This is a genomic window from Embleya sp. NPDC059213 (assembly GCF_042754445.1).
Lineage (GTDB): Bacteria > Actinomycetota > Actinomycetes > Streptomycetales > Streptomycetaceae > Embleya.
The window spans coordinates 21266-47393 of record NZ_JBHZAV010000073.1 but is presented as its reverse complement, the minus strand read 5'-3'; the positions used below and the strand labels follow the sequence as shown (position 1 = coordinate 47393).

Annotated in this window: 25 protein-coding genes; 20 read left to right on the top strand and 5 right to left on the bottom strand. The window is 70.6% G+C overall.

Annotated features, from left to right (window positions below; genetic code table 11):
- Positions 1 to 55: 55 nt before the first annotated feature.
- On the bottom strand, positions 56 to 2023 hold the full coding sequence (locus ACFXMF_RS25735; RefSeq protein WP_379992177.1) for a trypsin-like peptidase domain-containing protein: 1968 nt from the start codon (positions 2021 to 2023) through the stop codon (positions 56 to 58).
- A gap of 198 nt (positions 2024 to 2221) precedes the next feature.
- On the opposite strand from ACFXMF_RS25735, the gene ACFXMF_RS25730 reads away from it, so the two are divergent.
- From ACFXMF_RS25730 to ACFXMF_RS25710, 5 genes are all read left to right on the top strand, one after another.
- Entirely contained in the window at positions 2222 to 3352 is a 1131-nt protein-coding gene (locus ACFXMF_RS25730; protein WP_360323205.1) for an aminopeptidase P family protein, read from the top strand.
- 74 nt (positions 3353 to 3426) lie between these two features.
- Positions 3427 to 3993, top strand: a complete 567-nt coding sequence (efp, locus tag ACFXMF_RS25725; protein ID WP_020551770.1) for an elongation factor P — start codon at positions 3427 to 3429, stop codon at positions 3991 to 3993.
- Positions 3993 to 4421: a transcription antitermination factor NusB gene (gene nusB / locus ACFXMF_RS25720; protein WP_360323203.1), complete on the top strand. Its 429-nt coding sequence runs from the start codon at positions 3993 to 3995 to the stop codon at positions 4419 to 4421. The genes efp and nusB overlap by 1 nt, the downstream gene beginning before the upstream one ends.
- 119 nt (positions 4422 to 4540) lie before the next feature.
- Entirely contained in the window at positions 4541 to 4915 is a 375-nt protein-coding gene (locus ACFXMF_RS25715) for a YidH family protein (protein WP_379992175.1), read from the top strand.
- The gene (locus ACFXMF_RS25710) at positions 4915 to 5259 is read left to right on the top strand and encodes a DUF202 domain-containing protein (protein ID WP_360323199.1); all 345 of its coding nucleotides are present in this window, start codon (positions 4915 to 4917) and stop codon (positions 5257 to 5259) included. The genes ACFXMF_RS25715 and ACFXMF_RS25710 overlap by 1 nt, the downstream gene beginning before the upstream one ends.
- 198 nt (positions 5260 to 5457) lie before the next feature.
- On the opposite strand, the gene ACFXMF_RS25705 is transcribed toward ACFXMF_RS25710, so the two are convergent.
- Positions 5458 to 5949, bottom strand: a complete 492-nt coding sequence (locus ACFXMF_RS25705) for a MarR family transcriptional regulator (RefSeq protein WP_360323197.1) — start codon at positions 5947 to 5949, stop codon at positions 5458 to 5460.
- Between the two features lie 126 nt (positions 5950 to 6075).
- A complete protein-coding gene (locus tag ACFXMF_RS25700) occupies positions 6076 to 7689 on the bottom strand; it encodes an MFS transporter (RefSeq protein ID WP_360323195.1) in 1614 nt (537 codons plus the stop codon).
- Positions 7690 to 7831: 142 nt separating this feature from the next.
- On the opposite strand from ACFXMF_RS25700, the gene ACFXMF_RS25695 reads away from it, so the two are divergent.
- A complete protein-coding gene (locus ACFXMF_RS25695) occupies positions 7832 to 8491 on the top strand; it encodes a TetR family transcriptional regulator (RefSeq protein ID WP_360323193.1) in 660 nt (219 codons plus the stop codon).
- Positions 8492 to 8573: 82 nt separating this feature from the next.
- Here ACFXMF_RS25695 and ACFXMF_RS25690 read toward each other — a convergent pair whose 3' ends face one another.
- Positions 8574 to 9926 (bottom strand): MFS transporter, encoded by a 1353-nt coding sequence (locus ACFXMF_RS25690; RefSeq protein WP_360323191.1) that lies wholly within the window; start codon positions 9924 to 9926, stop codon positions 8574 to 8576.
- Between the two features lie 408 nt (positions 9927 to 10334).
- Between ACFXMF_RS25690 and ACFXMF_RS25685 the strand changes: the two genes are divergently transcribed.
- Positions 10335 to 11351: a LacI family DNA-binding transcriptional regulator gene (locus tag ACFXMF_RS25685; RefSeq protein WP_360323189.1), complete on the top strand. Its 1017-nt coding sequence runs from the start codon at positions 10335 to 10337 to the stop codon at positions 11349 to 11351.
- Positions 11352 to 11450: 99 nt separating this feature from the next.
- Here the strand turns inward: ACFXMF_RS25685 and ACFXMF_RS25680 are convergent, their stop codons facing one another.
- Positions 11451 to 11954 (bottom strand): transcriptional regulator, encoded by a 504-nt coding sequence (locus ACFXMF_RS25680; RefSeq protein ID WP_355535963.1) that lies wholly within the window; start codon positions 11952 to 11954, stop codon positions 11451 to 11453.
- 385 nt (positions 11955 to 12339) lie between these two features.
- Between ACFXMF_RS25680 and pyrR the strand changes: the two genes are divergently transcribed.
- The 13 genes from pyrR to ACFXMF_RS25615 all read left to right on the top strand — a co-directional run bounded on the left by pyrR (position 12340) and on the right by ACFXMF_RS25615 (position 26123).
- Positions 12340 to 12975 carry a bifunctional pyr operon transcriptional regulator/uracil phosphoribosyltransferase PyrR gene (gene pyrR, locus ACFXMF_RS25675; protein WP_360323187.1) on the top strand — a complete coding sequence of 212 codons (636 nt, stop codon included), beginning with the start codon at positions 12340 to 12342 and terminating at the stop codon, positions 12973 to 12975.
- Between the two features lie 3 nt (positions 12976 to 12978).
- Positions 12979 to 13986: an aspartate carbamoyltransferase catalytic subunit gene (locus ACFXMF_RS25670; RefSeq protein ID WP_360323185.1), complete on the top strand. Its 1008-nt coding sequence runs from the start codon at positions 12979 to 12981 to the stop codon at positions 13984 to 13986.
- Positions 13983 to 15269 (top strand): dihydroorotase, encoded by a 1287-nt coding sequence (locus ACFXMF_RS25665; RefSeq protein WP_360323183.1) that lies wholly within the window; start codon positions 13983 to 13985, stop codon positions 15267 to 15269. The genes ACFXMF_RS25670 and ACFXMF_RS25665 overlap by 4 nt, the downstream gene beginning before the upstream one ends.
- Positions 15266 to 15889 (top strand): hypothetical protein, encoded by a 624-nt coding sequence (locus ACFXMF_RS25660; protein WP_379989962.1) that lies wholly within the window; start codon positions 15266 to 15268, stop codon positions 15887 to 15889. The genes ACFXMF_RS25665 and ACFXMF_RS25660 overlap by 4 nt, the downstream gene beginning before the upstream one ends.
- Positions 15890 to 15894: 5 nt before the next feature.
- Positions 15895 to 17028 carry a glutamine-hydrolyzing carbamoyl-phosphate synthase small subunit gene (gene carA, locus ACFXMF_RS25655; RefSeq protein WP_360323211.1) on the top strand — a complete coding sequence of 378 codons (1134 nt, stop codon included), beginning with the start codon at positions 15895 to 15897 and terminating at the stop codon, positions 17026 to 17028.
- Positions 17021 to 20332, top strand: coding sequence for a carbamoyl-phosphate synthase large subunit (carB, locus tag ACFXMF_RS25650; protein ID WP_360323179.1), 3312 nt, complete (start codon positions 17021 to 17023; stop codon positions 20330 to 20332). Before carA ends, carB begins: the two co-directional genes overlap by 8 nt.
- A gap of 8 nt (positions 20333 to 20340) precedes the next feature.
- Entirely contained in the window at positions 20341 to 21192 is an 852-nt protein-coding gene (locus ACFXMF_RS25645; RefSeq protein WP_360323177.1) for a dihydroorotate dehydrogenase electron transfer subunit, read from the top strand.
- Entirely contained in the window at positions 21192 to 22217 is a 1026-nt protein-coding gene (locus tag ACFXMF_RS25640; RefSeq protein ID WP_360323175.1) for a dihydroorotate dehydrogenase, read from the top strand. Before ACFXMF_RS25645 ends, ACFXMF_RS25640 begins: the two co-directional genes overlap by 1 nt.
- A gap of 156 nt (positions 22218 to 22373) precedes the next feature.
- A complete protein-coding gene (gene pyrF / locus ACFXMF_RS25635; protein ID WP_360323173.1) occupies positions 22374 to 23069 on the top strand; it encodes an orotidine-5'-phosphate decarboxylase in 696 nt (231 codons plus the stop codon).
- 523 nt (positions 23070 to 23592) lie between these two features.
- Entirely contained in the window at positions 23593 to 23916 is a 324-nt protein-coding gene (gene mihF, locus ACFXMF_RS25630; RefSeq protein WP_026218483.1) for an integration host factor, actinobacterial type, read from the top strand.
- Entirely contained in the window at positions 23900 to 24502 is a 603-nt protein-coding gene (gene gmk, locus ACFXMF_RS25625; protein ID WP_379989963.1) for a guanylate kinase, read from the top strand. The genes mihF and gmk overlap by 17 nt, the downstream gene beginning before the upstream one ends.
- A gap of 78 nt (positions 24503 to 24580) precedes the next feature.
- On the top strand, positions 24581 to 24844 hold the full coding sequence (rpoZ, locus tag ACFXMF_RS25620) for a DNA-directed RNA polymerase subunit omega (protein ID WP_020551792.1): 264 nt from the start codon (positions 24581 to 24583) through the stop codon (positions 24842 to 24844).
- 220 nt (positions 24845 to 25064) lie between these two features.
- On the top strand, positions 25065 to 26123 hold the full coding sequence (locus ACFXMF_RS25615) for a TIGR03617 family F420-dependent LLM class oxidoreductase (protein WP_379989964.1): 1059 nt from the start codon (positions 25065 to 25067) through the stop codon (positions 26121 to 26123).
- Positions 26124 to 26128 lie beyond the last annotated feature (5 nt).

Sequence of the window (26128 nt, the reverse complement as noted above, 5' to 3'; positions counted from 1 at the left end):
GGTCCCCCACGTGGGTGACCCGGGCGCCCGTCCCGACCGAGCCGCCGGCCCGCGCTCACCCCAACAACCGCCCGATCGCCGTCGCCACCTCCCGATGCGCCAGATACGCGCCGATGTCGTGCGCGCGGTCATGCGGATTGGCCACAGTGCACTCCGCGCCGAGCCCGCTCCAGTCGTCGGCCAGCGGGCACCCGATCGCGACCGGATCGGTGGGACACCACGCGTTGAACCAGGGCCCCGCGATCGGCGGCAGGTGCGCCCCGCCGCCCCGCAACCGCGAATACACGGTGTCCATCCCCAGCGGACTGCCCACCGTGATCAACCCGGCCACCGGCACCTGCGGCCCGAGCCGGGTCAGCAGGTCCATCGCGACCACCGTGCCCAGGCTGTGCGCGACCAGCACCAGCGGACCGGCCCCGGGCAGCCCGGCCAGCACCTGATCGAGCACCGCCTCGCGCGTGTCGTCGCGATCCAGATAGGCCGCGACGTCGCGGAACGCGGCCCGGATCACCAGTCGGTCCACCCCGGTGTGCGCGGCGACCCAGCCCAGCGGTTCGTGCACCGCGCCCACCACGTGGTCCCAGATGCTCTCGGTCACCAGGACCTGCCCGGGGGCCGGCATCCCTGCCCGCCGCGCGGCCTCGTCCAGCAACTGCTCGTACAACGCCTGTGCGGACGCGGACAGCGGCGTCTCGACCGCCGTCGCCGATTCCATCACCTCGACGAGCCGGTCGCCGTAGAACGGGAACCAGACGTCCTCGGGATCCACCGTCGGCAACCCCGCCATGGTCAGCCCGCTGTTCAGCCCGGCCGCCCAGCCGCGCCGCAACTCGCCCGGATCGTGCCCCTGTTGGCTGCGACCGTGCAGGAAGACCAGCCGCACCCGCCCGCCGAACGCGTCCGGCCGCCCGGTCGCCCCGGCCACCGCGACCGCCTCGGCACCCGACACGGCCTCGACCGGCGAGCGCGGCGCGGGCACGCCCGTGCGCACCGTCGGCGTCGAGCCCAGCCCCGACCCGGCACCCAGGGTGGCGAGCAACGCCCGCTGTGCGTCGGTCGTGGTCAGCGCGCCCAGTCGGGCCAGGATCACGCTGATCCGCACCCCCTCGTTGGCGATCCACTTGATCTGCGCCAACCCCTGCTCGGGCTGCCAGGGCAGGCCCGCCAGGTTGAGCACCGCACCGCTGTCGTCCTGCGCGGGCACCCCGCTGTGGTGCAGCCCGACCGCCTCCCACTGGTCGTTGAACACCGGCGAACCGGAGTTGCCCGGTTCGGTGTCGGTCTCGTATTGGAGGAATTCGTCGAAGCGTTGGGTGAACCGGTTCTCCCGGATGGCGATCTCCTTGAGCCGCCCGTCCGGGTGACCGATCACGTTCACCGGATCGCCCACCACCAGCTTGCCCTCGGCCGCGATCAGCCGGATGTGCCCGAAGATCTGCCCCGGCGGCCGGCCGTCGCCGCCCGGTCGCATCGCGACCAGGGTGAAGTCGAGGTCCTCGTCGGTCAGGAACAGTGTGTCCGGGTCCGGGGCGAAGCGAGTGGTGTGGATCGGCAGGTCGTTGTCGATCCCCATCTCCGCGCCGAACTCGGCGAACGCGCCGGCCGCGGTCGCCGGGTCCGGGAAGACGTGATGGTTGGTCAACAACAGGCCCGGCGCGACCAGGAAACCGGTCGCCTGCGGTTGCATCGGGCCGCCCGTCGAGTACCAGATCCGGGCCACGCAGGCGGCGGCCCGCAACCCGCGGGCGAGGAAGTTCAGGCTCTGTAGGTCGTTGGTGACACCTATGATGCGTTCGGCCAGCCGCGGTGCGCTCTCCTCGGGCGAGGTGGCCAGCAACACCTGTCCGGGCACCTCGTGCTGCTCGACCAACCGGGCCGCGCGCAGTTGCAGCCGATGGTCGTCGTCCGGGAAGCGGCTGCCCGCTGCGCGGCGCCGGTCGATCTCGCCGCGGTCGGCTCCGGCGGCCCGGTAGCGCTCGGCCGCGGCGTTGATCTGGCGGACCAGCAGCTCGTCGGCCGGCACGGCGCGAGCATCGTCATTTCCGGTGATTTCCACTGAAGTACACCCCCTCGCAGGCAGCGTAGAACCGGATGGCGACCGTTGTCCGGATATCACCCGATTGCCCTGCTCGGAACCCGAAGGATGCAGTGCGCAGCCCGAAGGATGCAGTGGGCCGAGTCACGCCGGGCTCGGCCCACCTCGCGGGACTACGCTGATTCCATGCCCGAGGCCCATGCTCAACGCCGTGATCGGTTGCGTTCCCGTCTGGCCGGTGCCGGTGCGGACGTCGCCCTGATCACCAATCGCGTCAATGTGCGCTACCTGACCGGGTTCACCGGTTCGAATGCCGCGCTGCTGGTCTACGCCCCGGGAGCGGCCGGCGAAGGGTCCGCCGAGTCCGGCGCGGTGCTCTGTACGGACGGGCGCTACGCACACCAGGCGAGCGAGGAGGCGCCGGGCGTCGAATTGCTCGTCGAGCGGGCCTGTGCGCAGACGCTGACCAAGCGCGCCGCCGCGGCCGGCGCGGTCCGGCTGGCGATCGAGGAGCAACACGTCACGGTCGAGCTCTACCGCGCGCTGGGCGCCGTGCTGGCCGAGGAGAACGCCGCCGCCGCGCTGGTCGATCTCGGCCGGGTGGTCGAGGACCTGCGGCGGATCAAGGACCCGGCGGAGATCGCCGCGCTGCGGATCGCCTGTGAGATCGGCGATCGGGCGCTCGGCGAGATGATCGAGTCGATCCTGGTCGGGCGGACCGAGCGGCACATCGCGATGGAGCTGGAGCGGCGGATGGCCGACCACGGCGCGGACGCGGTGGCCTTCCCGACCATCGTGGCCACCGGGCCGAACTCGGCGATCCCGCACCACGATCCGGGCGACCGCCGGGTCGAGGACGGCGATTTCCTCAAGATCGATTTCGGTGCGCGCTACCGGGGCTATCACGCCGACATGACCCGCACCTTCGTGATCGGCACCGAGCCGGCCGGCTGGCAGCAGGAGATCTACGGCGTGGTGTTCGCCGCGCAGAAGGCGGGCCGCGAGGCGCTCGCGCCGGGCGTCGAGGCGGTCGAGGTGGACCGGGCCGCGCGTGCGGTGATCGAGCGGGCCGGCTACCTGGAGTTCTTCAAACACGGCCTGGGGCACGGCGTCGGACTGGAGATCCACGAGGACCCGCTTCTGGGTCCGACGGCGACCGGTAAGCTGGACGCTTGCATGCCGGTCACCGTCGAACCGGGGATCTATCTCCCGGGCCGCGGCGGTGTCCGCATCGAGGACACCCTGGTGGTTCGTCCGCTCGAAGACGGCGGGCCCGAGCTACTCACCATCACGACCAAGGAGTTGCTCGTCCTGTAGCGGACGGTATCGATACCTGTCCGGTCCGACGCGCGATCATCCGGTCCCAGAAGCACGCAGGAGACACCACACTCGTGGCCACGACCAACGACCTGAAGAACGGCATGGTGCTCAAGCTCGACAATGGCCAGCTCTGGTCCGTCGTCGAGTTCCAGCACGTCAAGCCCGGCAAGGGCGGCGCGTTCGTTCGTACGAAGCTCAAGCATGTCCTCTCCGGCAAGGTCGTGGACAAGACCTTCAACGCCGGCACGAAGGTCGAGACGGCCACCGTGGACAAGCGCGGCATGCAGTTCTCGTACAAGGACGGCACCGACTTCGTGTTCATGGACACGGACACGTACGAGCAGTTGCCGATCTCGCCCGAGACCGTCGGCGACGCCGCCAACTACCTCCTCGAAGGCTTCGAGGCGACCGTCGCGATCTACGAGGGCTCCGCGCTCTACGTCGAGCTGCCGGCCTCCGTCGAACTGCTCATCGAGTACACCGAGCCGGGTGTCCAGGGCGACCGGTCCACCGGTGGCACCAAGCCCGCGAAGCTGGAGACCGGCTTCGAGATCGCGGTTCCGCTCTTCATCACGACGGGCGAGAAGGTCAAGGTCGACACCCGTTCCGGTGACTACCTGGGCCGCGTGAACAGCTAGTGGCCGGTGCCCGCAGCAAGACCCGGAAGCGCGCCCTGCAGATCCTGTTCGAGGCCGACCAGCGCGGCGTCGACCCGGTGACGATCCTCGCGGACTGGGTCGGCCGCTTCCAGGCCGACAAGGCGGAGCCACAGGTCGCCGACTACACGATGCAACTGGTCGAGGGCGTCCAGGAGCACCGCAAGCGGATCGACGACCTGATCGGCACCTACGCCGTGGGGTGGACGCTCGACCGCATGCCCGGCGTGGACCGCAACGTCCTGCGCCTGGGCATCTACGAGCTGCTCTGGGAGAGCGACGTCCCCGACGTCGTGGCCATCGACGAGGCCGTCGAACTCGCCAAGGAATACTCCACGGACGAGTCGCCGGCCTTCGTGAACGGCCTGCTCGCGCGGATAAAGGACCTCAAGCCGACGCTGCTGCGTTAGCCGAGCCCGCCGCTTCCGGGACTTCGTCGAGCCGCCTGCCCCATACGGGGGAGGCGGCTCGACGGCGTTGTCGGGGTCCGACGCGGCCGCGCCGACCGGGCCGTGATCGAATGCCGATAATGAAGATCATGAGATCCGAGCGCAAGGGCTCCCGGCTCCGGGAGATCGGGGACGAGCCCGACTACCGCTTCACGCTCGCCAACGAGCGGACCTTCCTGGCCTGGATAAGGACCGCCCTGTCGCTGCTCGCGGGCGGAGTCGCGGTGGTGCAGTTGGTGCCGGATCTGGCTCCGCACGCGCAGCGGCTGGTGCTCGGTCTGGTCCTGGTCGGCTTGGCCCTGACCCTGTCGGCCACCGCGTATCGGCGCTGGTATCAGGTCGAACGGGCGATGCGGCTCGGGCGTGCGTTGCCGTTCTCCGCGTTGCCGCTGGTGCTCTCGGCGGGCCTGGTGATCGTGATCGTGGTCAGCGTCGTGCTGATGATCGGGTCCTGATGTCGGGATCGGCACTGCTGCCGGGCGCACCGCTGGATCCGGGGCTGCAACCGGAACGCACCAGGATGGCGTGGTCGCGTACCGCGCTGGCGTTCGTCGCCAACGGCGCGCTGCTGGTGCGCGCCGGGCACGTGCCGGACCGCTGGTGGTACATGGTGCCCGGCTGCGTGGTGATGGCGGCCGGCTGCGTGGTCTACGTGGTGGGCCTGCTGCGGCATCGGCAGATCTACCGCGCGGTCCGGGCGGGCGCCCCGGCGACCGGCGACCGGGCGATCCGGGCGACGCTGCTCACCGCGATCGTGGCCTGTGTGCTGGCGGCCGGCGTGCTGCTGGGCCGGCCCTGAGCGCGGCCGGCGGGACGCGCCGACCCACGATCGACCGGTGGAGCGGTGCTCGACGTGCAGCCACATGGCCACGACGGCCGCCGGACCGAAGGCCGAACTCCCGTCCAGGACAAGCGACTTCGTCCGACCCCACGCGGAGCCGGTCGAACCGGCCCCTCGGTGTGACACCTACCTCGCCCGCCGCCGGGCCGACAGGTTCTAGTTCTCCCGCCACCACCAGGCCTGGCTGAGGTTGTCCGGGAGTTCGCCGGAGGCGCCGAGTTGGCGCATGCCCGCGCGTAGACCTTCCTTGAGCACCTCGACCCCGTCGTCGCCGACCGCCTTCGTCCACGCGCCCTGGATCCCGGACAGCTCGGTCCAGATCACCTTCAGGCATTCGCGGCCGCGCTCGGTGAGGGTGATCCGGCGGGCCCGGCGGTCGGCGGGGTCGGGCTTGCGTTCGACGTAGCCGTGTCGGGCCAGGTGGGAGACCACCTCGCCGGCCGACTGTTTGGTCATGCCCAGTCGGCGCCCGAGCTCGGTGGCGGTGGTGCCGCCCTCGCCGACCAGGGTCAGCGCGAAGCCGTGCGTGGGCCGGATCTCGTCGAAGCCCGCGCCCGTCATGCGGTCGGAGAAGAGTTGGCTGATCCCGCGCACGGCGCCGACCAGCAACGTCACCAGTTCGGACTCGGAGGAGGTGTCTTGCTGCACGAGGTAAGAATACCTGTCTAATTTGCCGGGCAAACCGGAACGCCGTCCCCGATGTGGATCGGGAACGGCGCGACGGTTGTGCCCACGAACCATGGCCTATGGATGTTGCTCCGAGTCGATCATGCCCTACACGTGCACGGCGACCGCGCCTTCGCGCTTTTCGCCCTGCCGTACGAACAGCGCGAGGACGATCCCGACCGCCATCGTGATCGCGGCGATGGTGAACGCGAGCTGCATGCCGTCCAGGAACGTGGTGGCCGACGCGTGGCGCACGGCGTCGATGGTGCGCTCGTTCATGGTCGCCGGATCCACCGGCGGGAAGCCCTGTGCGACCGACCCTTCGATCGCCTCGCGTTGCCCGTGCGGAAGTCGGTCGTAGGCGCCGGCCTCGGCCGGCCACCGGTCCGGCAGCGCCGAGGAGACCTTGGCCGCCACCACCGCGCCGAGCACCGCGGTGCCCAGCGCGCCGCCGACCTGCATCGCGGCCTGCTGGATGCCGGACGCGACGCCGGACAACTCCAGCGAGGCGTTGCCGACGATGATGTCCGTCGCGCCGACCATGATCGGGCTGAGCCCGAAGCCCAGCAGCACGAACGGCAGCATGGTGGCGCCGAAGCTCGCGTCCTCGCCGAGGCGGGCGAGCAGCGCCATCGCGGTCGCCGACAGCGCCAGGCCGGCGATGATCGGGATGCGCGGGCCGAGCTTGGTGATCGCCAGGCCGCCGATCGGCGAACCGATCATCATCACCACGGACATCGGCAACATCCGCACGCCGGTCTCGGTCGGGCTGAGGCCGTTGACGCCCTGGAGATAGAAGGTGATGAAGAACATCGCGCCGAACATCGCGAAGGCCATGAAGATCATCAGCACGATGCCGATCGAGAACGACCGGTTGCGGAACATCACCAGCGGCATCAGCGGCTCGGGCGCCTTGGTCTGCCACAGCGCGAACAGTGCGAGCAGGATCAGTGCGGCGGCCATGAAGCTCAGCGTGTAGGCGCTGCCCCAGCCCTTCTCGCCGCTCTTGATCACGCCCCAGACCAGGCAGAACATCGCCACCGAGAGCAGCACGACGCCGAGGTAGTCGATCCGGTTGCTCGCGCCGGCCACCCGGCTGTTGGCCAGCGCCCAGATGCCGACGACCAGGGTCAGCACGCCGATCGGCACGTTGATGTAGAACACCGACTGCCAGCTCACGTGCTCGACCAGCAGGCCGCCGACGATCGGTCCGGCGGCGGTGGCGGTGGAGATCGCCGCGCCCCAGATGCCGATCGCCATGTTGAGCTTGTTGCCGGGGAAGCTGTTGCGCAGCAGGCCGAGCGCGGTGGGCTGGAGCAGTGCGCCGAACACTCCCTGGAGCACCCGGAAGGCGATCAGCATCGAGACCGACTGGGAGAAGGCGATCAGCAGCGACGTGACCGCGAAGCCGGCCGCGCCGATCAGGAAGATCGTCTTGTGGCCGTAGCGGTCGCCGAGCTTGCCCGCCGGGATCAGACACACCGCGAGCGCGAGCAGGTAGCCGTTGGTGACCCACTGCAGGTCGGCGAGGGAGGCGTCCAGATCCTTGGAGATGGCCGGGTTCGCGATACCGACCACGGTGCCGTCCAGGGCCACCATCATCACGCCGAAGGCGACCGCCAGCAGGGTGAGCCAGGGATGCCCCTGCATGCCCTTGCGCACGGGGGCCTTCGAGAGATCCGGCGGGAGTGCGTCCGATGTCGCCGTCGAAGTCTGACTCATGTGTTCCCTACATCCATCCGAGGCCGGTGTCGTACCGAGCCATCGAACGATATGGCACACGGTGCCATATAGCCAAATCACTCAAGTTGCACACAGTGGCAAGTGTCATACTGTGCAGAGACGAACGAGAGGAACACCCAACGTGCGGGACACGGCCGGCACCGCGACGGGCTTGCGGGAGCGCAAGAAGGAACGCACGCGCGAGGCGTTGGTGGCCGCCGCGCTGGAGTTGTTCCTGCGCAAGGGGTACGACGCCACCACGATCGACGAGATCGTGGCCGCCGTGGAGGTGTCCAGGCGTACCTTCTTCCGCTATTTCGCGGGCAAGGAGGAGGTGGCGCTGGCCCGGGCGATCGAGTTCGAGGCGTTGTTCCTGGACGCGTTGACCGCCCGCCCGGCGGCCGAGGCGCCGTTGACCGCGCTGCGCCGCGCGGGCGCCGAGGTGTTCGCCCGGGTCGCCGACGAGGAACCGGACGGCGCGGGCCAGGAGTTCCTGCGGATGCGGCGGATGATCGAGGACACCCCGGTCCTGCTGGCCGCGTCGCTGCGCAACGCGATGGAGCTGGAGCGGCGGATGGCCGCCGAGGTCGCTCGGCGCGAGGGCGTCGAGCCCGGGGACGATCGCCGCCCGGCGCTGTCGGTGACCCTGTACCACGCGGTGATGCGGGTGGCGATGGAGGAGTGGACCGAGGCCGGGGCGCTCGACATCGCGGACCTGGCCCGCACCATCGACGACGCGTGGCAGGACATGGGCGCGCTGTTGACCGGCCGCTGGACGGCGGGCGAGATCCCGCGCCCGTGAACGCGGGCGCGGGGGTGCGGACATACCGACGGGGCGGACCGGTGATCCGGTCCGCCCCGTCGGCGTATGTGGTTCGACGTACCTACCGCACGCGTTTGACCAGCAGCACGAGCAGTGCGCCGGCCAGCGAGACGGCGGCGCCGAAAGCGAACAGACCCTCGTAGCCGAGGTCCAGGTCGTCGACCAGGAACGGAGCCAGGAACGGCGCGGCGATCTGCGGGCCGGCGTTGGCGATGTTGATCAGGCCCATGTCCTTGCCGACGTCCTGCGGGCGCGGGAGCACCTGGGTGATCAGCGCCATGTCGACGGCCATGTACATGCCGAAGAAGAGGCCGTTGGTGACCTGGAAGGCGATCATGCCGTCCTCGGTGGCCCAGATCAGCGGAATCATCAGGGACAGTGCGGCGCCGGCGCCCGAGGCGACCACGAACGGCTTGACTCGGCCGACCCGGTCCACGATCGGGCCGATCACCAGGGCCGCGACGATGGTCACCACGGCGTTGATCACGGTCAGGGTGCCCAGCTTGGACAACACCTCGGCCTGCGGGATCTTGATGTAGAGCACCAGGATGAAGAAGTTGAACTGCAGGATCACCATGTAGCCGAGCATCACGCCCAGGCGCGAGACCAGGGCGATGAAGAAGTCCGCGTGCTCGCGCGGCGAGACCCAGAAGCCCTTGACGAACGAGACGAACTCGAACTTCTCCCGCGGCAGGTCCTTGGTGGACCTGTCCGGGCTGAAGATCACGAAGATCAGCGCGGCGGCCACCAGCACCGCGGCGACCAGGTAGAAGCCCTTGGCTCCGCCGTCCGCCGGGTCGGCGAACTTGCCGTCGAAGCCGCCGATCCGGGCATCGATTCCGATCATGCTCAGGTCGACGCCGGCGAGCAGCAGCGAGACCACGATCGTGCCGACGGGGATGCCGAGGCCGATCAGCGCGGAGAACTTGCCGTACTTGCCCGCGGGCACCCGGTCGGGCATGACCGCGGTCACCGCGGCCTGGTAGCCGTTCATGATGAACTGGATGACGCCCCAGGTCAGCCCCACCACCGCGATCGAGTTCGCGTTGGCCTGGAAACACAGGGCGGCGGCGCCGATGAGCGCGCAGAACAGGATGAACGGCGAGCGCCGGCCGAACCGGGACCGGGTGATGTCGGAGAGCTTGCCGAACAGCGGGTTGCCGATCGTGGCGAACAGCGCGCCCCAGAAGATCGGCCACTTGAGCGCTTCCTGGTCGGGAACGCCCTTGATGTGGATGACCTGCGTCGGGAGCAGGTAGATCCCCACGCCCAGCCACAGCATGTACAGCGCGATATTGGCAAGGGGCAGCGTCGCGTAGAGCGGCCCGAGCTTGTATCCGGTGGGCTCGGTGCGGCCGGCGGCTTCCGGCGCCGGCGACGAGGAGTCGGGCGCCTCGGTGGTGGGCGAACTCATGTGGACCGTCCGATGGAGGGGACTCGAATCCCTCCCTGCACGGAGGACTCGAATCTGCTGACGAGGTTGGTCTCGGAGCCTAGGTGACACGAATAAGCAGAGGGAATGGGTCCACAACGTGAAATCAGTCCGACTAGATAACGATTTGATTGTTCAAGGCTTGAAGGAAGCAGAATCTGCACCGCTCGATCACCGTGAGTGATCTTGTAACGACCGACACGCGTCGGTAGCGCATTCGAGCGATTACGGCCAAGGTTGTGCCCGCTAACCAAGCGGTATCGGGTCGCGCGTCTCTGTGATCCGGTGGACATCGGTTGCGCGCGGGCCGGACCCGCGCGCGGGTGCGGTAGGGGGTGTCGTCGAGATGACGAGCACGAAGTCGGTCACTTGCCGCCCGGAGGGTCACGGATGAGCGCGCCGGAGGCGGGGGCCAAACCCCCCACCAGTTCCGATGTCGCCCGGCTCGCCGGCGTATCCAGATCCACCGTGAGCTACGTGCTCAACTCGCCGCCCGGGGTCCGGGTCAGCGCGCAGACCCGCGAGCGGGTCATGCTCGCGGTGCGCGAACTGGGGTACGCGCCCAGCGCGCCCGCCCGTTCGCTGCGCTCGGGCAACAGCGACGTGGTGCTGTTCCCGCTGCCGTTGCAGCCGATGGGACAGCTCCTGGAGGCGTTCATCGACGAACTGACCGAGGCGCTCAACCGGCACGAACTCAGCCTGCTCATCCACGCCGACCGCACCTCGCGCGGAGCCGACGCCGCCCGGCAGTGGGCCGCGCTGCGACCGCTCGCGGTGATGGCCGAATCCAACCGGCTCACCGGCGGCGCGGTCGACGTGCTCAAGCGGGCCGGGGTCCGGGCGATCTTCGCGTGGGGCCGCGAGGAGCACCCCGACGTGCCCACCGCGATCTTCGACAACCGCGACACCGGCCGGGTCGCGGTCCGCCACCTGATCGACCGCGGCCACCGCCGACTGGCCTGCCTGGTGCCCTCCGGGCCGTTGGCCTTCCTCGGCGAGGAGCGCTGGGCGGGTGCGCAGGCCGCGGCCGAGGAGGCGGGCGTCTCGCTGCGCCGGGTGGACGTGGGCTACGTCCGCGAGGACGTGCTCGCCATCGTGCGGCAGTGGCAGCGCGAGAGCGAACCGCCGACCGCGGTGTTCGCGGGCAACGACGACTTCGCCCTGATGATCATCTCGGCGTTGCGCGAATGCGGCTGGTCGGTGCCGGAGGACATGGCCGTGGTGGGCGCCGACGACCTGCCGTTCTGCGATCTGGTCTGGCCGCGGCTGACCAGCGTCTCGATGCACACCCGGACGATGGGATCGGGCGCCTCGGACGCGATCACCACACTGATCCGCGGCCGGGACTACCGACCCGGCGGTCGAATGGTCGTGCACCCGCGCGTGGTGGTCCGCGAATCCGGCTGAGGCCGGCGATCGTACAAAAGGTGAAGGGTCCCGAAGCCGATCGGCTTCGGGACCCTTCGACGTTTCCGCGCGTAGCGGTCACGCCCCGTGCATCACGGGTTACGCGTTGTTCTGGTTCTCCACGGCGCGGCGAGCCTCCGGGTTGAGCACGCCCCACCCGATCAACTGCTCGGTCAGCACGCTCGGCGACTGGTCGTAGATCACGGCCAGCGTGCGCAGGTCGTCCTGACGGATCGACAGCACCTTGCCGTTGTAGTCGCCGCGCTGGCTCTGGATGGTCGCCGCGTAGCGCTGCAGCGGACCGGCCTGGTCGGACGGAACGGTCTGCAGCCGCTCCAGGTCCAGGACCAGTCGCGGCGGCGGCTCGGCCGCGCCGTTCGGGGTGCCGCCGGGCAGCAGTTCCTGCACCGGGACGCCGTAGAAGTCGGCGAGCTCGGCCAGGCGCTGCACGGTTACCGCACGGTCGCCGCGTTCGTACGAACCGACGACGACGGCCTTCCAGCGGCCCTGGGACTTCTCCTCGACGCCGTGCAGGGACAGGCCCTGCTGGGTCCGGATCGCGCGGAGCTTCGCCCCGAGCTGCTTGGCGTAGTCGCTGGACATCTCGCTCCCAATACAGGTGACTGACCGTGAAGGTCCACCGGTGGTTGGCCGAACCGATGGGGTGGCTACCTCCGGGCCGGCTTTCTGTACCTCGAACTCTCCCCGAAGCTGCGAGGTTCGGCACGTCGCGACTGTCGCGTTTGGCCCGGTGGTGACTCATTGTGAGGTTACGCAGAGTAATTTGCGTCCGTCAAGCCGAACGGCCTACAAAGCCGGATTCGCGCAGGTGAGAGGCGCCTTTGCTCCACTTTCGCCCCGGCTCGATCCGCGCGCTCTTCCGGTCCGGGCCGCCGAAAGACTGATGATGTTGGCTGATACTGTGAGGGACGTACCCCGACGTCCTTTAAAGCCCGTCCTGTGAGACGGGGAAGGAGGTCTGTTTTCCATGACAGCACCTGGCAACACCCCCGGCGGCACGTCGGCCGCCCGTCCCAAGGACCTCGACCCGGCCACCGCCCGCGCGGTCCTGGACGCCTCGGACATCAACCGGGCCCTGACCCGGATCGCGCACGAGATCGTCGAACGCGCCAAGGGCGCCGACGACGTCGTGCTCTTGGGCATTCCGACCCGAGGCGTGGCCCTGGCCCGCCGACTGGGCGAGCGACTCGCCTCGATCGAGGACGGCGCCAAGGTCCCGATCGGCGCACTGGACATCACCATGTACCGCGACGACCTCCGGCTCGGTCCGGCCCGCGCGCTGGAACGCACCGAGATCCCGGCCGAGGGCATCGACGGCAAGCTCGTCGTGCTGGTCGACGACGTGCTCTTCTCCGGCCGCACCATCCGCGCCGCGCTGGACGCGCTGAACGACATCGGCCGCCCGCGCGCGGTGCAACTGGCCGTCCTGGTCGACCGCGGCCATCGCGAACTCCCGATCCGCGCCGACTACGTGGGCAAGAACCTGCCCACGTCGCTGCGCGAGACCGTCAAGGTCCACCTCGCCGAGTACGACGGCCGCGACGCGGTCCTGCTCGGCACCCGCGCGGCCGACCCCGCCGCTCCCACCGACGCGGAGAAGTAGCCAGTGAAGCGCCACCTGATCTCGGCCGCGGACCTCACCCGCGACGACGCCATCCTGATCCTCGACACCGCCGAAGAACTCGCGCACATCGCCGAGCGGCCGATCAAGAAGCTGCCGACGCTGCGCGGCCGCACCGTGGTCAACCTGTTCTTCGAGGACTCCACCCGCACCCGCATCTCCTTCGAGGCCGCCGCCAAGCGGCTGTCCGCGGACGTGATCAACTTCTCCGCCAAGGGCTCCTCGGTTTCCAAGGGCGAATCGCTCAAGGACACCGCGCTGACCCTGCAGGCGATGGGCGCCGACGCGGTGGTCATCCGCCACCACGCCTCCGGCGCGCCGCACCGCCTGGCGGGCTCCGGCTGGCTGCGCGGCTCGGTGGTCAACGCCGGCGACGGCACCCACGAGCACCCCACCCAGGCGCTGCTCGACGCGTTCACCATGCGGCGCAGGCTGGCCGGCGGGCGCGGCGACCTCGAAGGCCGCCGAATCACCCTGGTGGGTGACGTCCTGCACAGCCGGGTGGCCCGCTCCAACGTGCTCCTGCTGGCCACCCTGGGCGCCGAGGTGACCCTGGTCGCGCCGCCCACGCTGCTCCCGATCGGCGTGGAGAGCTGGCCCTGCACGGTCTCCTACGACCTGGACGCGCCGCTGCCCAAGAGCGACGCGGTGATGATGCTGCGGGTGCAGCGCGAGCGGATGAACGCCGCGTTCTTCCCCACCGAGCGCGAATACTCCCGCCGCTACGGTCTGGACCTGCGCCGGATGGCGATGCTCCCCGAGCACGCCATCGTGATGCACCCCGGCCCGATGAACCGAGGCATGGAGATCGCCGCCGAGGTCGCCGACTCGACCCGCTCGACCATCGTCGAGCAGGTCACCAACGGCGTCAGCGTGCGGATGGCGGTCCTGTATCTGCTCCTGGGCGGCAACGAACCGGCCCTGAGCGCCCCCAGCACCAGCACCCCCCACAGCGCGAGCAACGCCACCGGCACCGAGGAGAGCACCAAGTGAGCACGTACCTGATCAAGGACGCCAAGGTCCTCGGGGGCGACGCGTCCGACGTGCTCATCCGCGACGGCGTGATCGCCGGGATCGGCGCCGGGCTCGCCGCCGACGGCGCCACCGTGATCGAGGCCGCCGGGCAGATCCTGCTGCCGGGCCTGGTCGACCTGCACACCCACCTGCGCGAGCCCGGCCGCGAGGACGCCGAGACGGTCGCCACCGGCGCCGACGCGGCGGCCCTGGGCGGTTTCACCGCGGTGCACGCGATGGCCAACACCGACCCGGTCGCGGACACCGCCGGCACCGTCGAGCAGGTCTGGCGGCTCGGCCAGGAGACCGGTCGTTGCGACGTGCACCCGGTCGGCGCGGTCACCGTGGGCCTGGGCGGCAAGCGACTGGCCGAACTGGGCGCGATGGCCGACTCGGCCGCGCGCGTGCGGGTGTTCTCCGACGACGGCAAGTGCGTCGACGACGCGGTGATCATGCGCCGCGCGCTGGAATACGTGAAGGCGTTCGACGGTGTGGTCGCCCAGCACGCGCAGGAGCCCCGGCTGACCGAGGGCGCCCAGATGAACGAGGGCACCGTCTCCGGCGAACTGGGCCTGCGCGGCTGGCCCGCGGTCGCCGAGGAGTCGATCATCGCCCGCGACGTGCTGCTCACCGCGCACGTCGGCTCGCGCCTGCACGTGTGCCACGTCTCCACCGCGGGCTCGGTGGAGATCCTGCGCTGGGCCAAGTCCAAGGGCTGGAACGTCACCGCCGAGGTCACCCCGCACCACCTGCTGCTCACCGACGAACTCGTGCGCAGCTACGACCCGGTCTACAAGGTCAACCCGCCGCTGCGCACCGCCGCGGACGTCACCGCGCTGCGCGAGGCGCTCGCCGACGGCACCATCGACGCGGTCGCCACCGACCACGCCCCGCACCCCAGCGAGGACAAGGACTGCGAGTGGGCGGTCGCCGCGATGGGCATGCTCGGCCTGGAAACGGCCCTGGCGATCGTCCAGGAGACCATGGTCGACACCGGCCTGCTCGACTGGGCCGGCGTCGCCGACCGGATGTCCGTGCGCCCCGCCGCGATCGGCCGACTGGAGGGGCACGGCCGCCCGATCGAGGTCGGCGAGCCCGCCAACCTGGTGCTGGTCGACCCGAGCACACGGCGTACGGTCGAACCGTCCGAACTCGCCTCGCGCAGTCGTAACACCCCCTACGCCGGACTGGAACTCCCCGGCAAGGTGGTCGCCACGTTCCTGCGCGGCGTACCCACGGTGATCGACGGGAAGCTCGCGTGACCTCAGGCACGGCCCCCCACGACCTGCTGCTGTTCGCCGCCGACCAGAAGTCGGCGGAGGTGACGAACTGGAGCGGTCGCCTCCTCTGGATCGGCATCTGCCTCCTCTTCGTGCTCGGCGTCTACCTGCTCATGTGGCGCGCCTGGAAGAAGCGCGCCAAGCGCCAGGCGGCGCTGCCCGCGCTGCCCACCGCGCCCGAGGCCGCCGCCGCGCCGCTGCTGCCGCCGCTGGTCGGCCGCTACTTCGGCAGCACCACCGCCGGCAACTGGCTGGACCGGGTGGTCGCGCACGGCCTGGGCACCCGCAGCCCGGCCGAGCTGACCCTGCGCCCGGACGGCCTGCTGGTCGAGCGCCCCGCCGCGACCGACTTCTTCGTACCCGCCGCGGCACTGACCGGGGTGCGACACGAGAAGGCCATCGCCGGGAAGGTGCTGCCCGAGGGCGGCCTGCTGGTGATCACCTGGACGCACGGCGACGGCTCGCTCGACTCGGGCTTTCGCAGCGACCACCCGGACGAGCACGACGCGTGGATCGAGACCATCACCCGGCTGATCGCCGGAGAACTGCCGGCGACCGCCGGCTCGGCTGTACGGAACCACCAGGAAGGATCGGTCACGTGACCGCAATGACCGGACGGGCCACGACGCCTGCGGTGCTCGTCCTCGAGGACGGGCGCACGTTCCGCGGCAGCGCCTACGGCGCGGTGGGGGAGACGTTCGGCGAGGCGGTGTTCTCCACCGGCATGTCGGGCTACCAGGAGACCCTGACCGACCCCTCGTACCACCGCCAGGTCGTCGTGATGACGGCCCCGCACGTCGGCAACACCGGCGTCAACGACGAAGACCCCGAATCCTCCCGGATCTGGGTCTCCGGCTACGTCGTCCGCGACCCCGCCCGAGTGCCCTCCAACCACCGCTCGCGCCGCTCGCTCGACGACGAACTGGTGCGCTACGGCGTGGTCGGGATCAGCGGCATCGACACCCGCGCGCTGACCCGGCACCTGCGCGAGCGCGGCGCGATGCGGGTCGGCATCTTCTCCGGCGACGCCGCCCGACAGGACGAGGCCGCGCTGCTGGAACGGGTGCGCACCAGCCCCGAGATGGCCGGCGCCGACCTCGCCGAGCAGGTCAGCACCGACGCCGCCTACGTGGTCCCCGCGATCGGCGCCAAGCGCTTCACCGTCGCGGCGCTGGACCTGGGCATCAAGGGCATGACCCCGCACCGGATGGCCGAGCGCGGCATCGAGGTGCACGTGCTGCCCGCGACCGCCACGCTGGAGCAGATCAACGCCGTCGCCCCCGACGGCGTGTTCTTCTCCAACGGCCCCGGCGACCCGGCCACCGCGACCCACCAGATCGAGCTGCTGCGCGCCGTGCTGGACCAGGGCACCCCGTTCTTCGGAATCTGCTTCGGCAACCAGTTGCTCGGGCGCGCGCTGGGCTTCGGCACCTACAAGCTAAAGTACGGCCACCGCGGCATCAACCAGCCCGTGCAGGACCGCACGACCGGCAAGGTCGAGGTCACCGCGCACAACCACGGCTTCGCCGTGGACGCGCCGCTGGACACCGTCTCGGACACCCCCTACGGGCGCGCCGAGGTCAGCCACGTGTGCCTCAACGACGACGTCGTCGAGGGCCTGCGGCTGCTGGACCGACCCGCGTTCAGCGTGCAGTACCACCCGGAAGCGGCGGCCGGACCGCACGATTCCGCCTACCTGTTCGACCGTTTCGTGACGCTGATGGAGACCAAGAGTGCCTAAGCGCAGCGACCTGAAGTCCGTCCTGGTCGTCGGCTCGGGCCCGATCGTCATCGGCCAGGCCGCCGAGTTCGACTACTCCGGCACCCAGGCGTGCCGGATCCTCAAGGCCGAGGGCCTGCGGGTGATCCTGGTCAACTCCAACCCGGCCACGATCATGACCGACCCGGAGATCGCCGACGCCACCTACGTCGAGCCGATCACCCCCGACTTCGTCGAGAAGATCATCGCCAAGGAGCGCCCCGACGCGCTGCTGCCCACCCTGGGCGGGCAGACCGCGCTCAACATCGCGGTCTCGCTCAGCGAGAACGGCGTGCTGGAGAAGTACAACGTCGAGCTGATCGGCGCCAACCTCGACTCGATCCAAAAGGGCGAGGACCGCGACCTGTTCAAGGGCGTGGTCGAGCGGGTGCGGGAGAAGATCGGGCACGGCGAGTCGGCCCGCTCGGTGATCTGCCACTCGATGGAGGACGTGCTCGGCGGCGTCGAGACGCTCGGCGGCTACCCGGTCGTGGTCCGCCCCTCCTTCACGATGGGCGGCGCCGGCTCCGGCTTCGCGCACGACGAGGAGGACCTGCGCCGGATCGCCGGCCAGGGCCTGACCCTGTCGCCGACCACCGAGGTGCTCCTGGAGGAGTCCATCCTCGGCTGGAAGGAATACGAACTCGAGCTGATGCGCGACAAGCACGACAACGTCGTGGTCGTCTGCTCGATCGAGAACTTCGACCCGATGGGCGTGCACACCGGCGACTCGATCACCGTGGCGCCCGCGATGACGCTGACCGACCGCGAGTACCAGATCCTGCGCGACGTCGGCATCGCGGTGATCCGCGAGGTCGGCGTGGACACCGGCGGCTGCAACATCCAGTTCGCGATCAACCCCGAGGACGGCCGGGTGATCGTGATCGAGATGAACCCGCGCGTCTCCCGCTCCTCGGCGCTGGCCTCCAAGGCGACCGGCTTCCCGATCGCCAAGATCGCCGCGCGGCTCGCCATCGGCTACACGCTGGACGAGATCCCCAACGACATCACCAAGGAGACCCCGGCCAGCTTCGAGCCCTCGCTCGACTACGTCGTGGTCAAGGTCCCGCGCTTCGCCTTCGAGAAGTTCCCGGCCGCCGACGACCGCCTCACCACCACGATGAAGTCGGTCGGCGAGGCGATGGCGATCGGCCGCAACTTCACCGAGGCGCTGAACAAGGCGCTGCGCTCGCTGGAGAAGAAGGGCTCGCAGTTCGACTTCGTCTCCGAGGTCGGCGCCAAGGACGAACTGCTGAGCACGGCCGAGAAGCCCACCGACGGCCGGATCAACGTGGTCATGGACGCCATCCGCGCGGGCGCCACGCCCGAGGAACTGTTCGAGGCCACCGGGATCGACCCGTGGTTCCTGGACCAGATGTACCTGATCCACGAGATCGCCGGCGAGGTCCGCGACGCGGCCGAGCTGACCCCCGAGGTGCTGCGCCTGGCCAAGCGGCACGGCCTCTCCGACCTGCAGATCGCGGCGATCCGCGGCATGCGCGAGGAGGTCGTGCGCGAGGTGCGCCAGGCGCTGGGCGTGCGTCCGGTCTACAAGACCGTGGACACCTGCGCCGCCGAGTTCGCCGCGCGCACCCCGTACCACTACTCGTCCTACGACGAGGAGACCGAGGTCGCGCCGCGCACCAAGCCGGCCGTGATCATCCTGGGCTCCGGGCCGAACCGGATCGGGCAGGGCATCGAGTTCGACTACTCGTGCGTGCACGCCGCGTTCGCGCTGCACGACGCCGGCTACGAGACCGTGATGGTCAACTGCAACCCGGAGACCGTCTCCACCGACTACGACACCTCCGACCGGCTCTACTTCGAGCCGCTCACCCTGGAGGACGTGCTGGAGATCGTGCACGCCGAGACCCAGGCCGGACCGGTCGCCGGGGTCCTGGTGCAGCTCGGCGGGCAGACCCCGCTGGGGCTGGCGCAAAAGCTCAAGGACGCGGGCGTGCCGATCGCGGGCACCTCGCCCGAGGCGATCCACCTCGCCGAGGAGCGCGGCGCGTTCGGCCGGGTGCTGGCCGAGGCCGGCCTGCTCGCGCCCAAGCACGGCACCGCGTTCTCCTTCGGCGAGGCCAGTGCGATCGCCGCCGAGATCGGCTACCCGGTGCTGGTGCGGCCCTCGTACGTGCTCGGCGGGCGCGGCATGGAGATCGTCTACGACGAGCCCTCCCTGGCCACCTACCTCGAACAGAACGCCGGCCTGGTCAGCGACCACCCGGTGCTGGTCGACCGCTTCCTCGACGACGCGATCGAGATCGACGTGGACGCGCTCTACGACGGCGAGGACCTCTACCTCGGCGGCGTGATGGAGCACATCGAGGAAGCCGGCATCCACTCCGGCGACTCGGCCTGCGCGCTCCCGCCGATCACCCTCGGCGCACACGACATCAAGCGGCTGCGCGCGGCCACGCTGGGCATCGCCCAGGGCGTGGGCGTCCGCGGACTGATCAACATCCAGTTCGCGCTCTCCGGCGACATCCTCTACGTCCTGGAGGCCAACCCGCGCGCCTCGCGCACCGTGCCGTTCGTGTCCAAGGCGACCGCGGTGCCGCTGGCCAAGGCCGCCGCCCGCGTCTCGCTCGGCGCCACGATCGCCGAACTGCGCGCCGAGGGCCTGCTCCCGGCCGAGGGCGACGGCGGCACGCTGCCGATGGACGCGCCGATCGCGGTCAAGGAGGCGGTCCTGCCCTGGAACCGCTTCCGCGACACCAAGGGCCGCGGCGTGGACACCGTGCTCAGCCCGGAGATGCGCTCCACCGGCGAGGTGATGGGCATCGACGCGGTGTTCGGCACCGCGTACGCCAAGTCCCAGGCCGGCGCCTACGGTTCGCTGCCGCTCAAGGGCCGCGCGTTCGTCTCCTTCGCCAACCGGGACAAGCGCTCGATGGTGTTCCCGGTCAAGGCCATGCACGACATGGGCTTCGAGATCCTGGCCACCGAGGGCACCGCCGAGGTGCTGCGCCGCAACGGCGTGCCCGCCACCGTGGTGCGCAAGCACAGCGAGGGCGCCGGGCCGCAGGGCGAGCCGACGATCGTGCGGATGATCCACGACGGCGGCGTCGAGCTGATCGTCAACACCCCGTTCGGCACCGGCGGCCGCCTCGACGGCTACGAGATCCGCACCGCGGCGGTCACCCGGGGCGTCCCGTGCATCACCACGGTGCAGGGCTTCGCCGCGGCGGTGCAGGGCATCCAGTCGCTGATCGCCGGCGACATCGGGGTGCGCTCGCTCCAGGAGCACGCCGACCACATCACGTCCCACCGAAAGGGCTGACGACACCGATGGCACTTCCCCTGCAGGTGCAGGCGGAGATCGTCGGCCGCGAACCCGCGGGCGCGTACCACCGCATGGTGCTGCGCGCCCCCGGGATCGCCGCCCGCGTCGAACCCGGTCACTTCGTCGCCGTGGCGATCGGCGGCGTGGACTCGGCGATGTTGCTGCGCCGCGCGTTCTCCATCCACCGCGCCGACCCGGCCGCGGAGACGATCGACGTGGTCTTCGCCGAGGCCGGCCGCGGCACCCGTGAGTTGGCCCGGCTGCGGGTCGGCGACAGCGTGAACGTGGTCGCGCCGCTGGGCACGCCGTTCCCGCTGCCGGCCGAGCCGGTCAGCGCGGTGATGGTGGCCGGCGGCTACGGCAGCGCGCCGATGTTCGCGCTCGCCGAGCGGATCGTGGCCGAGGGCGGCTCGGTCGCCTTCGTGCTCGGCGCGGCGACCGCCGCCCGGTTGTACGGCGTGGACCAGGCGCGGGCGATCACCGAGGACGTCGTGGTCACCACCGACGACGGCTCCGAGGGCGTGCGCGGCTTCGTCACCGGACCGCTGCCCGAGGTGCTCACCGCCGTACAGGCCGGCGTGGTCTACGCGTGCGGGCCGATGGGCATGCTGCGCGCGGTCACCGAGCTGGCGGACGCGCACGAGGCGCGCGTGTTCACCGCGGTCGAGGAATCGATGGCGTGCGGCGTCGGGGTATGCATGACATGCGTGCTCCCGGTGGTCGGCGACGACGGGGTCAGCCGGTTCGTCCGCTCGTGTGTGGACGGCCCGTGCTTCGACGGCACCAAGGTGCGCTGGGACGACGTCGGTACGATTCCGGCGGACATCGAGGGCGCAGCGGCGATGGGAGCGCACTGATGACCGACGCGTACGGCGGTTTCGCCGACAACGACGACGCGGACGACTTCGACGAGCCGCCGCCGTCCACGATCATGCTGCCCGGCGGCGGCATCGACCTGGCCACCCGGCTCGGCTCGACGCTGCTGCCGAATCCGGTGACCACGGCCTCGGGCTGCGCCGGCTACGGCAAGGAATTGGCCAAGTTCTTCGAGCCGGCCGCGATCGGTGCGGTGGTCACCAAAACGATCATGCCGTACCCGCGTTCGGGTCGGGCCACCCCGCGGATGGCCGAGACGCCGTCCGGGATGCTCAACTCGATCGGCCTCCAGGGCCCGGGCATCGACGCCTTCGTCGAGCGCGACCTGCCCTGGCTCGCGGCGCGCGGCGGACGCACCATCGTGTCCATCGCGGGCGGCCACGTGGACGACTTCGTGGCGCTGGCCGAGCGGCTCAAGGGCGCGCCCGGCGTGGTCGGCATCGAGGCCAACATCTCGTGTCCGAACGTGGCCAACCGGGGCCAGGTGTTCGCCTGCAACCCGGCCACGTCCTACGACGTGATCCGCGCGGTCCGCGACGCGACCGACCCGCTGGTGCCGGTGCTGGCCAAGCTGTCGCCGGACGTGACGTCGATCGTGGACATCGCCCGGGCGTGCGTGGAGGCGGGCGCGGACGGCCTGTCGATGATCAACACGCTGCTCGGCATGGTGATCGACACCGACACGATGAAGCCGGTCCTGGCCGGCGTCACCGGCGGGCTCTCCGGCCCGGCGGTGCGGCCGGTCGCGGTGCGCTGCGTCTACCAGGTGCACGCGGCGATGCTGGACGGGCAGATGGCGCAGGTGCCGATCGTCGGCATGGGCGGCATCCGGACCGGCCTGGACGCGCTGGAGTTCATCCTCGCGGGCGCGGCGGCGGTCTCGGTGGGCACGGTGATCTTCAACGACCCGTCGGCGCCGGTGCGGATCCTGGACGAGTTGCGCGCGGCGCTGATCGCCCGGGGCTTCGGTTCGCTGGAGGCGGCGATCGGGTACGCGCACCGCTGAGCGGTTTCGGTGGACGAGGGTGATGCCGGTACGGACGGGGTTCGTGCCGGCATCGCCGTGTCCGGCGGGGCTCGGACGGGGCTCGAACGGCGGCGCGGGCGGGAACTCGGGCGGGGACGGGTACGAATTTTCGATGGCGACGAGAGTGGGATTTCGATGAGCAACCTCGCACCCGTGGCGGTGGCCCTGGACGCCCCGGACCTGGACCGCGCGATCGCGTGGGCCAAGGCCGTGGGCCCGCACGTGAGCACGGTCAAGGTCGGCCTGGAGGTGTTCCTGCGGGACGGCGCGGACGCGGTCTCGGGCGCGCGCGAGGCCAGCGGCGGGCGGGATGTGTTCCTGGACCTGAAGCTGCACGACATCCCGAACACGGTGGCCGGTGCGGTGCGTTCGGTCGCGCGGCTGGCGCCGACGTATCTGACCGTGCACGCGAGCGGCGGCAGCGCGATGATCCGCGCGGCGGCGGACGCGGCGCCGGAGGTGAACATCGTCGCGGTGACGGTGCTGACCTCGATGGCCGAGGAGGACCTGGCGGCGATCGGTCTGGCGGGGCCCTCGATCGAGGCGGCCCGACGGCTGGCCGGGCTCGCGGTCGCGGCCGGGGCGCGCGCGATCGTGTGTTCGCCGCGTGAGGTCGCGGCGGTGCGCGCCGAGGTGGGCCCGGGCATCGTGCTGATCACCCCGGGGGTGCGGCCGGCGGGCGCGGCGCTCGGCGACCAGAGCCGGGTGGCCACGCCCGAGCAGGCGTTGGCCGACGGCGCGGACCTGCTGGTGATCGGGCGGCCGATCACCGGCGCGGCGGACGTGGGCGAGGCGGCCCGCGAGATCGGCGCGGGTCTGGCGGCGCGCTAGCGCGCCGCGCCTGCCGGTGCGGACCGCTGCGATGCACGCCACGCGAACATCGGGCGGCGCGCGGATGCCGCTGTGGCGTCCGTGTGGAGCCCGGCGGCCCCGGACGGGCCACGGGAGGCCGAGTGGGGCCGGCGGGCGCCCCGGGGGCCGCCCCGGGCCGCCGTGACGGCCCTGCCGGGTGGATCGGCGGGCTCGACCGGGCAGGTCGTCGGGCACGGGCGGGGCGGTCGGGCCACCGGGCGCAAGAGCGCCGGGAGGGGGTGTGGAGGCGCGGACGCACCCGCGGACCGCCCCGAAGTCGTCCGACGCTCCGTCAGGTTTGGGTTTTGCCGCAGGTAGCCGGGCTTTTCCGATCGATTCGGGCGACGCGGACCGATTCGCCGACTAGGCTCCCTCGTGAGCCGGCCCGGTGGAGTGTCGCGCGTTGCCGCGAACGCTCTGACCAGCTAGGTTCCACTGTTTGTTGGTGGCCGTCCGAGCCGGGCGGCCTTGAGGATCGCAACGAAGTCCGAGGTGACACGGCGTGGCTCTCCCACCCCTGACCCCCGAAGAACGCGCGGATGCGCTCGCTAAAGCCGCTGCGGCTCGGCGGGAGCGCGCCGAGGTGAAGAACCGGCTCAAGAACTCCGGTGCTTCGCTCAGCGACGTCATCAAGGAGGGCAAGGACAATCCGGTCGTGGGCAAGATGAAGGTATCGGCCCTCCTGGAGTCCCTCCCCGGCGTCGGCAAGGTGCGCGCCAAGCAGCTCATGGAGAAGCTGAACATCTCCGAGACCCGGCGCGTCCGCGGTCTCGGCACGAACCAGATCGCAGCACTCGAACGGGAATTCGGTGGCTCCGCGTCCTGACGCGGGCGCCGGCAACGATCCCCGTACCGTGCACGGCACCCGTCGACTCACCGTGCTCTCCGGCCCCTCCGGGGTCGGCAAGAGCACGGTGGTCGCTGACCTGCGCCGCCGTCACCCCGAGGTTTGGCTGTCTGTGTCCGCGACCACACGTAAGCCCCGTCCAGGGGAGACCGACGGTGTGGAGTACCACTTCACCGACGGCGATCAGTTCGACAAACTGGTCGCCTCGGATGAACTGCTCGAATGGGCCGAATTCGCCGGGAACCGATATGGGACCCCGCGACTGCCCGTGCTCGAACGGCTTGACGCCGACGTTCCCACCCTGCTCGAAATCGACCTGCAGGGCGCTCGGCAGGTACGACAGGCGATGCCCGAGGCACGCCTGGTGTTCCTCGCCCCGCCCTCGTGGGACGAATTGGTCCGCCGTCTGGTGGGCCGGGGGACCGAATCCCCCGAGGTCATCGAGCGGCGCCTGGCCGCCGCGAAGGTCGAGTTGGCCGCGGAATCCGAATTCGACATGACGCTGGTCAACACGTCCGTCGAAGACGTCGTACGCGAACTGCTAGCCTTGATGAACGTATCTTGATCGTCCGGGCTGCCCGATAGCCGACAGGCAGCCCGACTTTCACCCACAGCTTTCACAGCTTTTCGAAGGGCCCCCGCCTTGTCAGCTTCTTCCACCGCACCCGAGGGCATCATCAACCCGCCCATCGACGAGCTCCTGGAGGCGACCGACTCCAAGTACAGCCTCGTCATCTACGCGGCGAAGCGTGCTCGGCAGATCAACGCCTACTACTCGCAGCTCGGCGAGGGCCTGCTGGAATACGTGGGTCCGCTCGTGGACACGCACGTGCACGAGAAGCCGCTGTCGATCGCGCTGCGCGAGATCAACTCGGGCATGCTGACCGCCGAGCCCATCGAGGGCTGAGCGAGTCACGCGACTCGACGGCGCCGTATCTGCGCTGTATCGCTGAACTGTTCGACGTGTTGGGCCCGACGGTGTTCCGTCGGGCCCTTCGCGCGTTCCACGCGGGTCGCCCCGTACCCGACGTGTCCCGCCGGTGCCTTGACCCTTCGGCGCGGATGGCGTACCTCTGAGCGGCGACCCGCGCGCGACGTGCGGGTGATCCGGAGGGTGGGGCGACGAGGTGGACCGGATCGAGAGCGGCGCGGACGCGCCGAAGGCGGGCCGGCGGGTGCTGCCGGTGGACACGTTGCTGGACGCGCCGCTGAGCCGCGCCGGCGACCGGGCCCGGGAACTGGCCGAGGCGGGCTTCGACGGGGTGTTCACCTTCGAGGGCCCCACCGACGTGTTCCTGCCGCTGGTGCCGGCCGCCGCGGCGGGGGTGGACATCATGACCAACATCGCGGTGGCCTTCCCGCGCAGCCCGACCCACCTCGCGCACACCGCGTACGACCTGCACCTGGCCTCGCAGGGCCGGTTCCGGCTCGGCCTGGGCACCCAGATCCAGGCACACATCGAACGCCGGTACGGCGCCAAGTGGTCGCGCCCGGTGGCCCGGATGGCCGAGACGCTGCGCGCGGTGCGCGCGGTGCTCACCTGCTGGCAGCGGGAGACGCCGCTGGACTTCCACGGCGAGTTCTTCGACCTCACGCTGATGCCGCCGACGTTGCGACCGGGACCCAATCCGTACGGGCTGCCGCCGCTGCTCGCGGGCGGGGTGGGCCGGCGGATGATCACCATGGTCGCCGAACACGCGGACGGCCTGCTGGTCCACCCGCTCAACACCGACCTCTTCGTGCGCGGCCCGGTCACCGACGCGGTCGACGACGGCTTGGTGCTGTCCGAGCGCGGCCGGGACGAGTTCTCGGTGATGCTCGACGTGATCGTCGCCGCCGGGCGGACCGAGGAGGAGATGCGGGCCGCGCTGAAGGGGGCCAGGGCGATGGTCGCGTTCTACGCCTCCACGCCCGCCTACCGGCCGGTGCTCGACGTGGAGGGCTACGGGCCGTTGCAGGCCGAGTTGCACGCGCTGATCCGGGCCGGCCGCTGGCCGGACATCCCGCACGCGATCGACGACACGCTGCTCGGCCGGGTGGTCGCGATCGGCGAACCCAAGGACGTCGCGGCCCAATTGGCCGCACGTGCCCACGGGGTCGCCGACCGCCTCGGGTTCTACCTGCCCCACCGGGCCGACCCGGCGTGCGTGTCCGAGGTGCTGGACGAGCTGCGGGCGCTCACCTGAGGCGG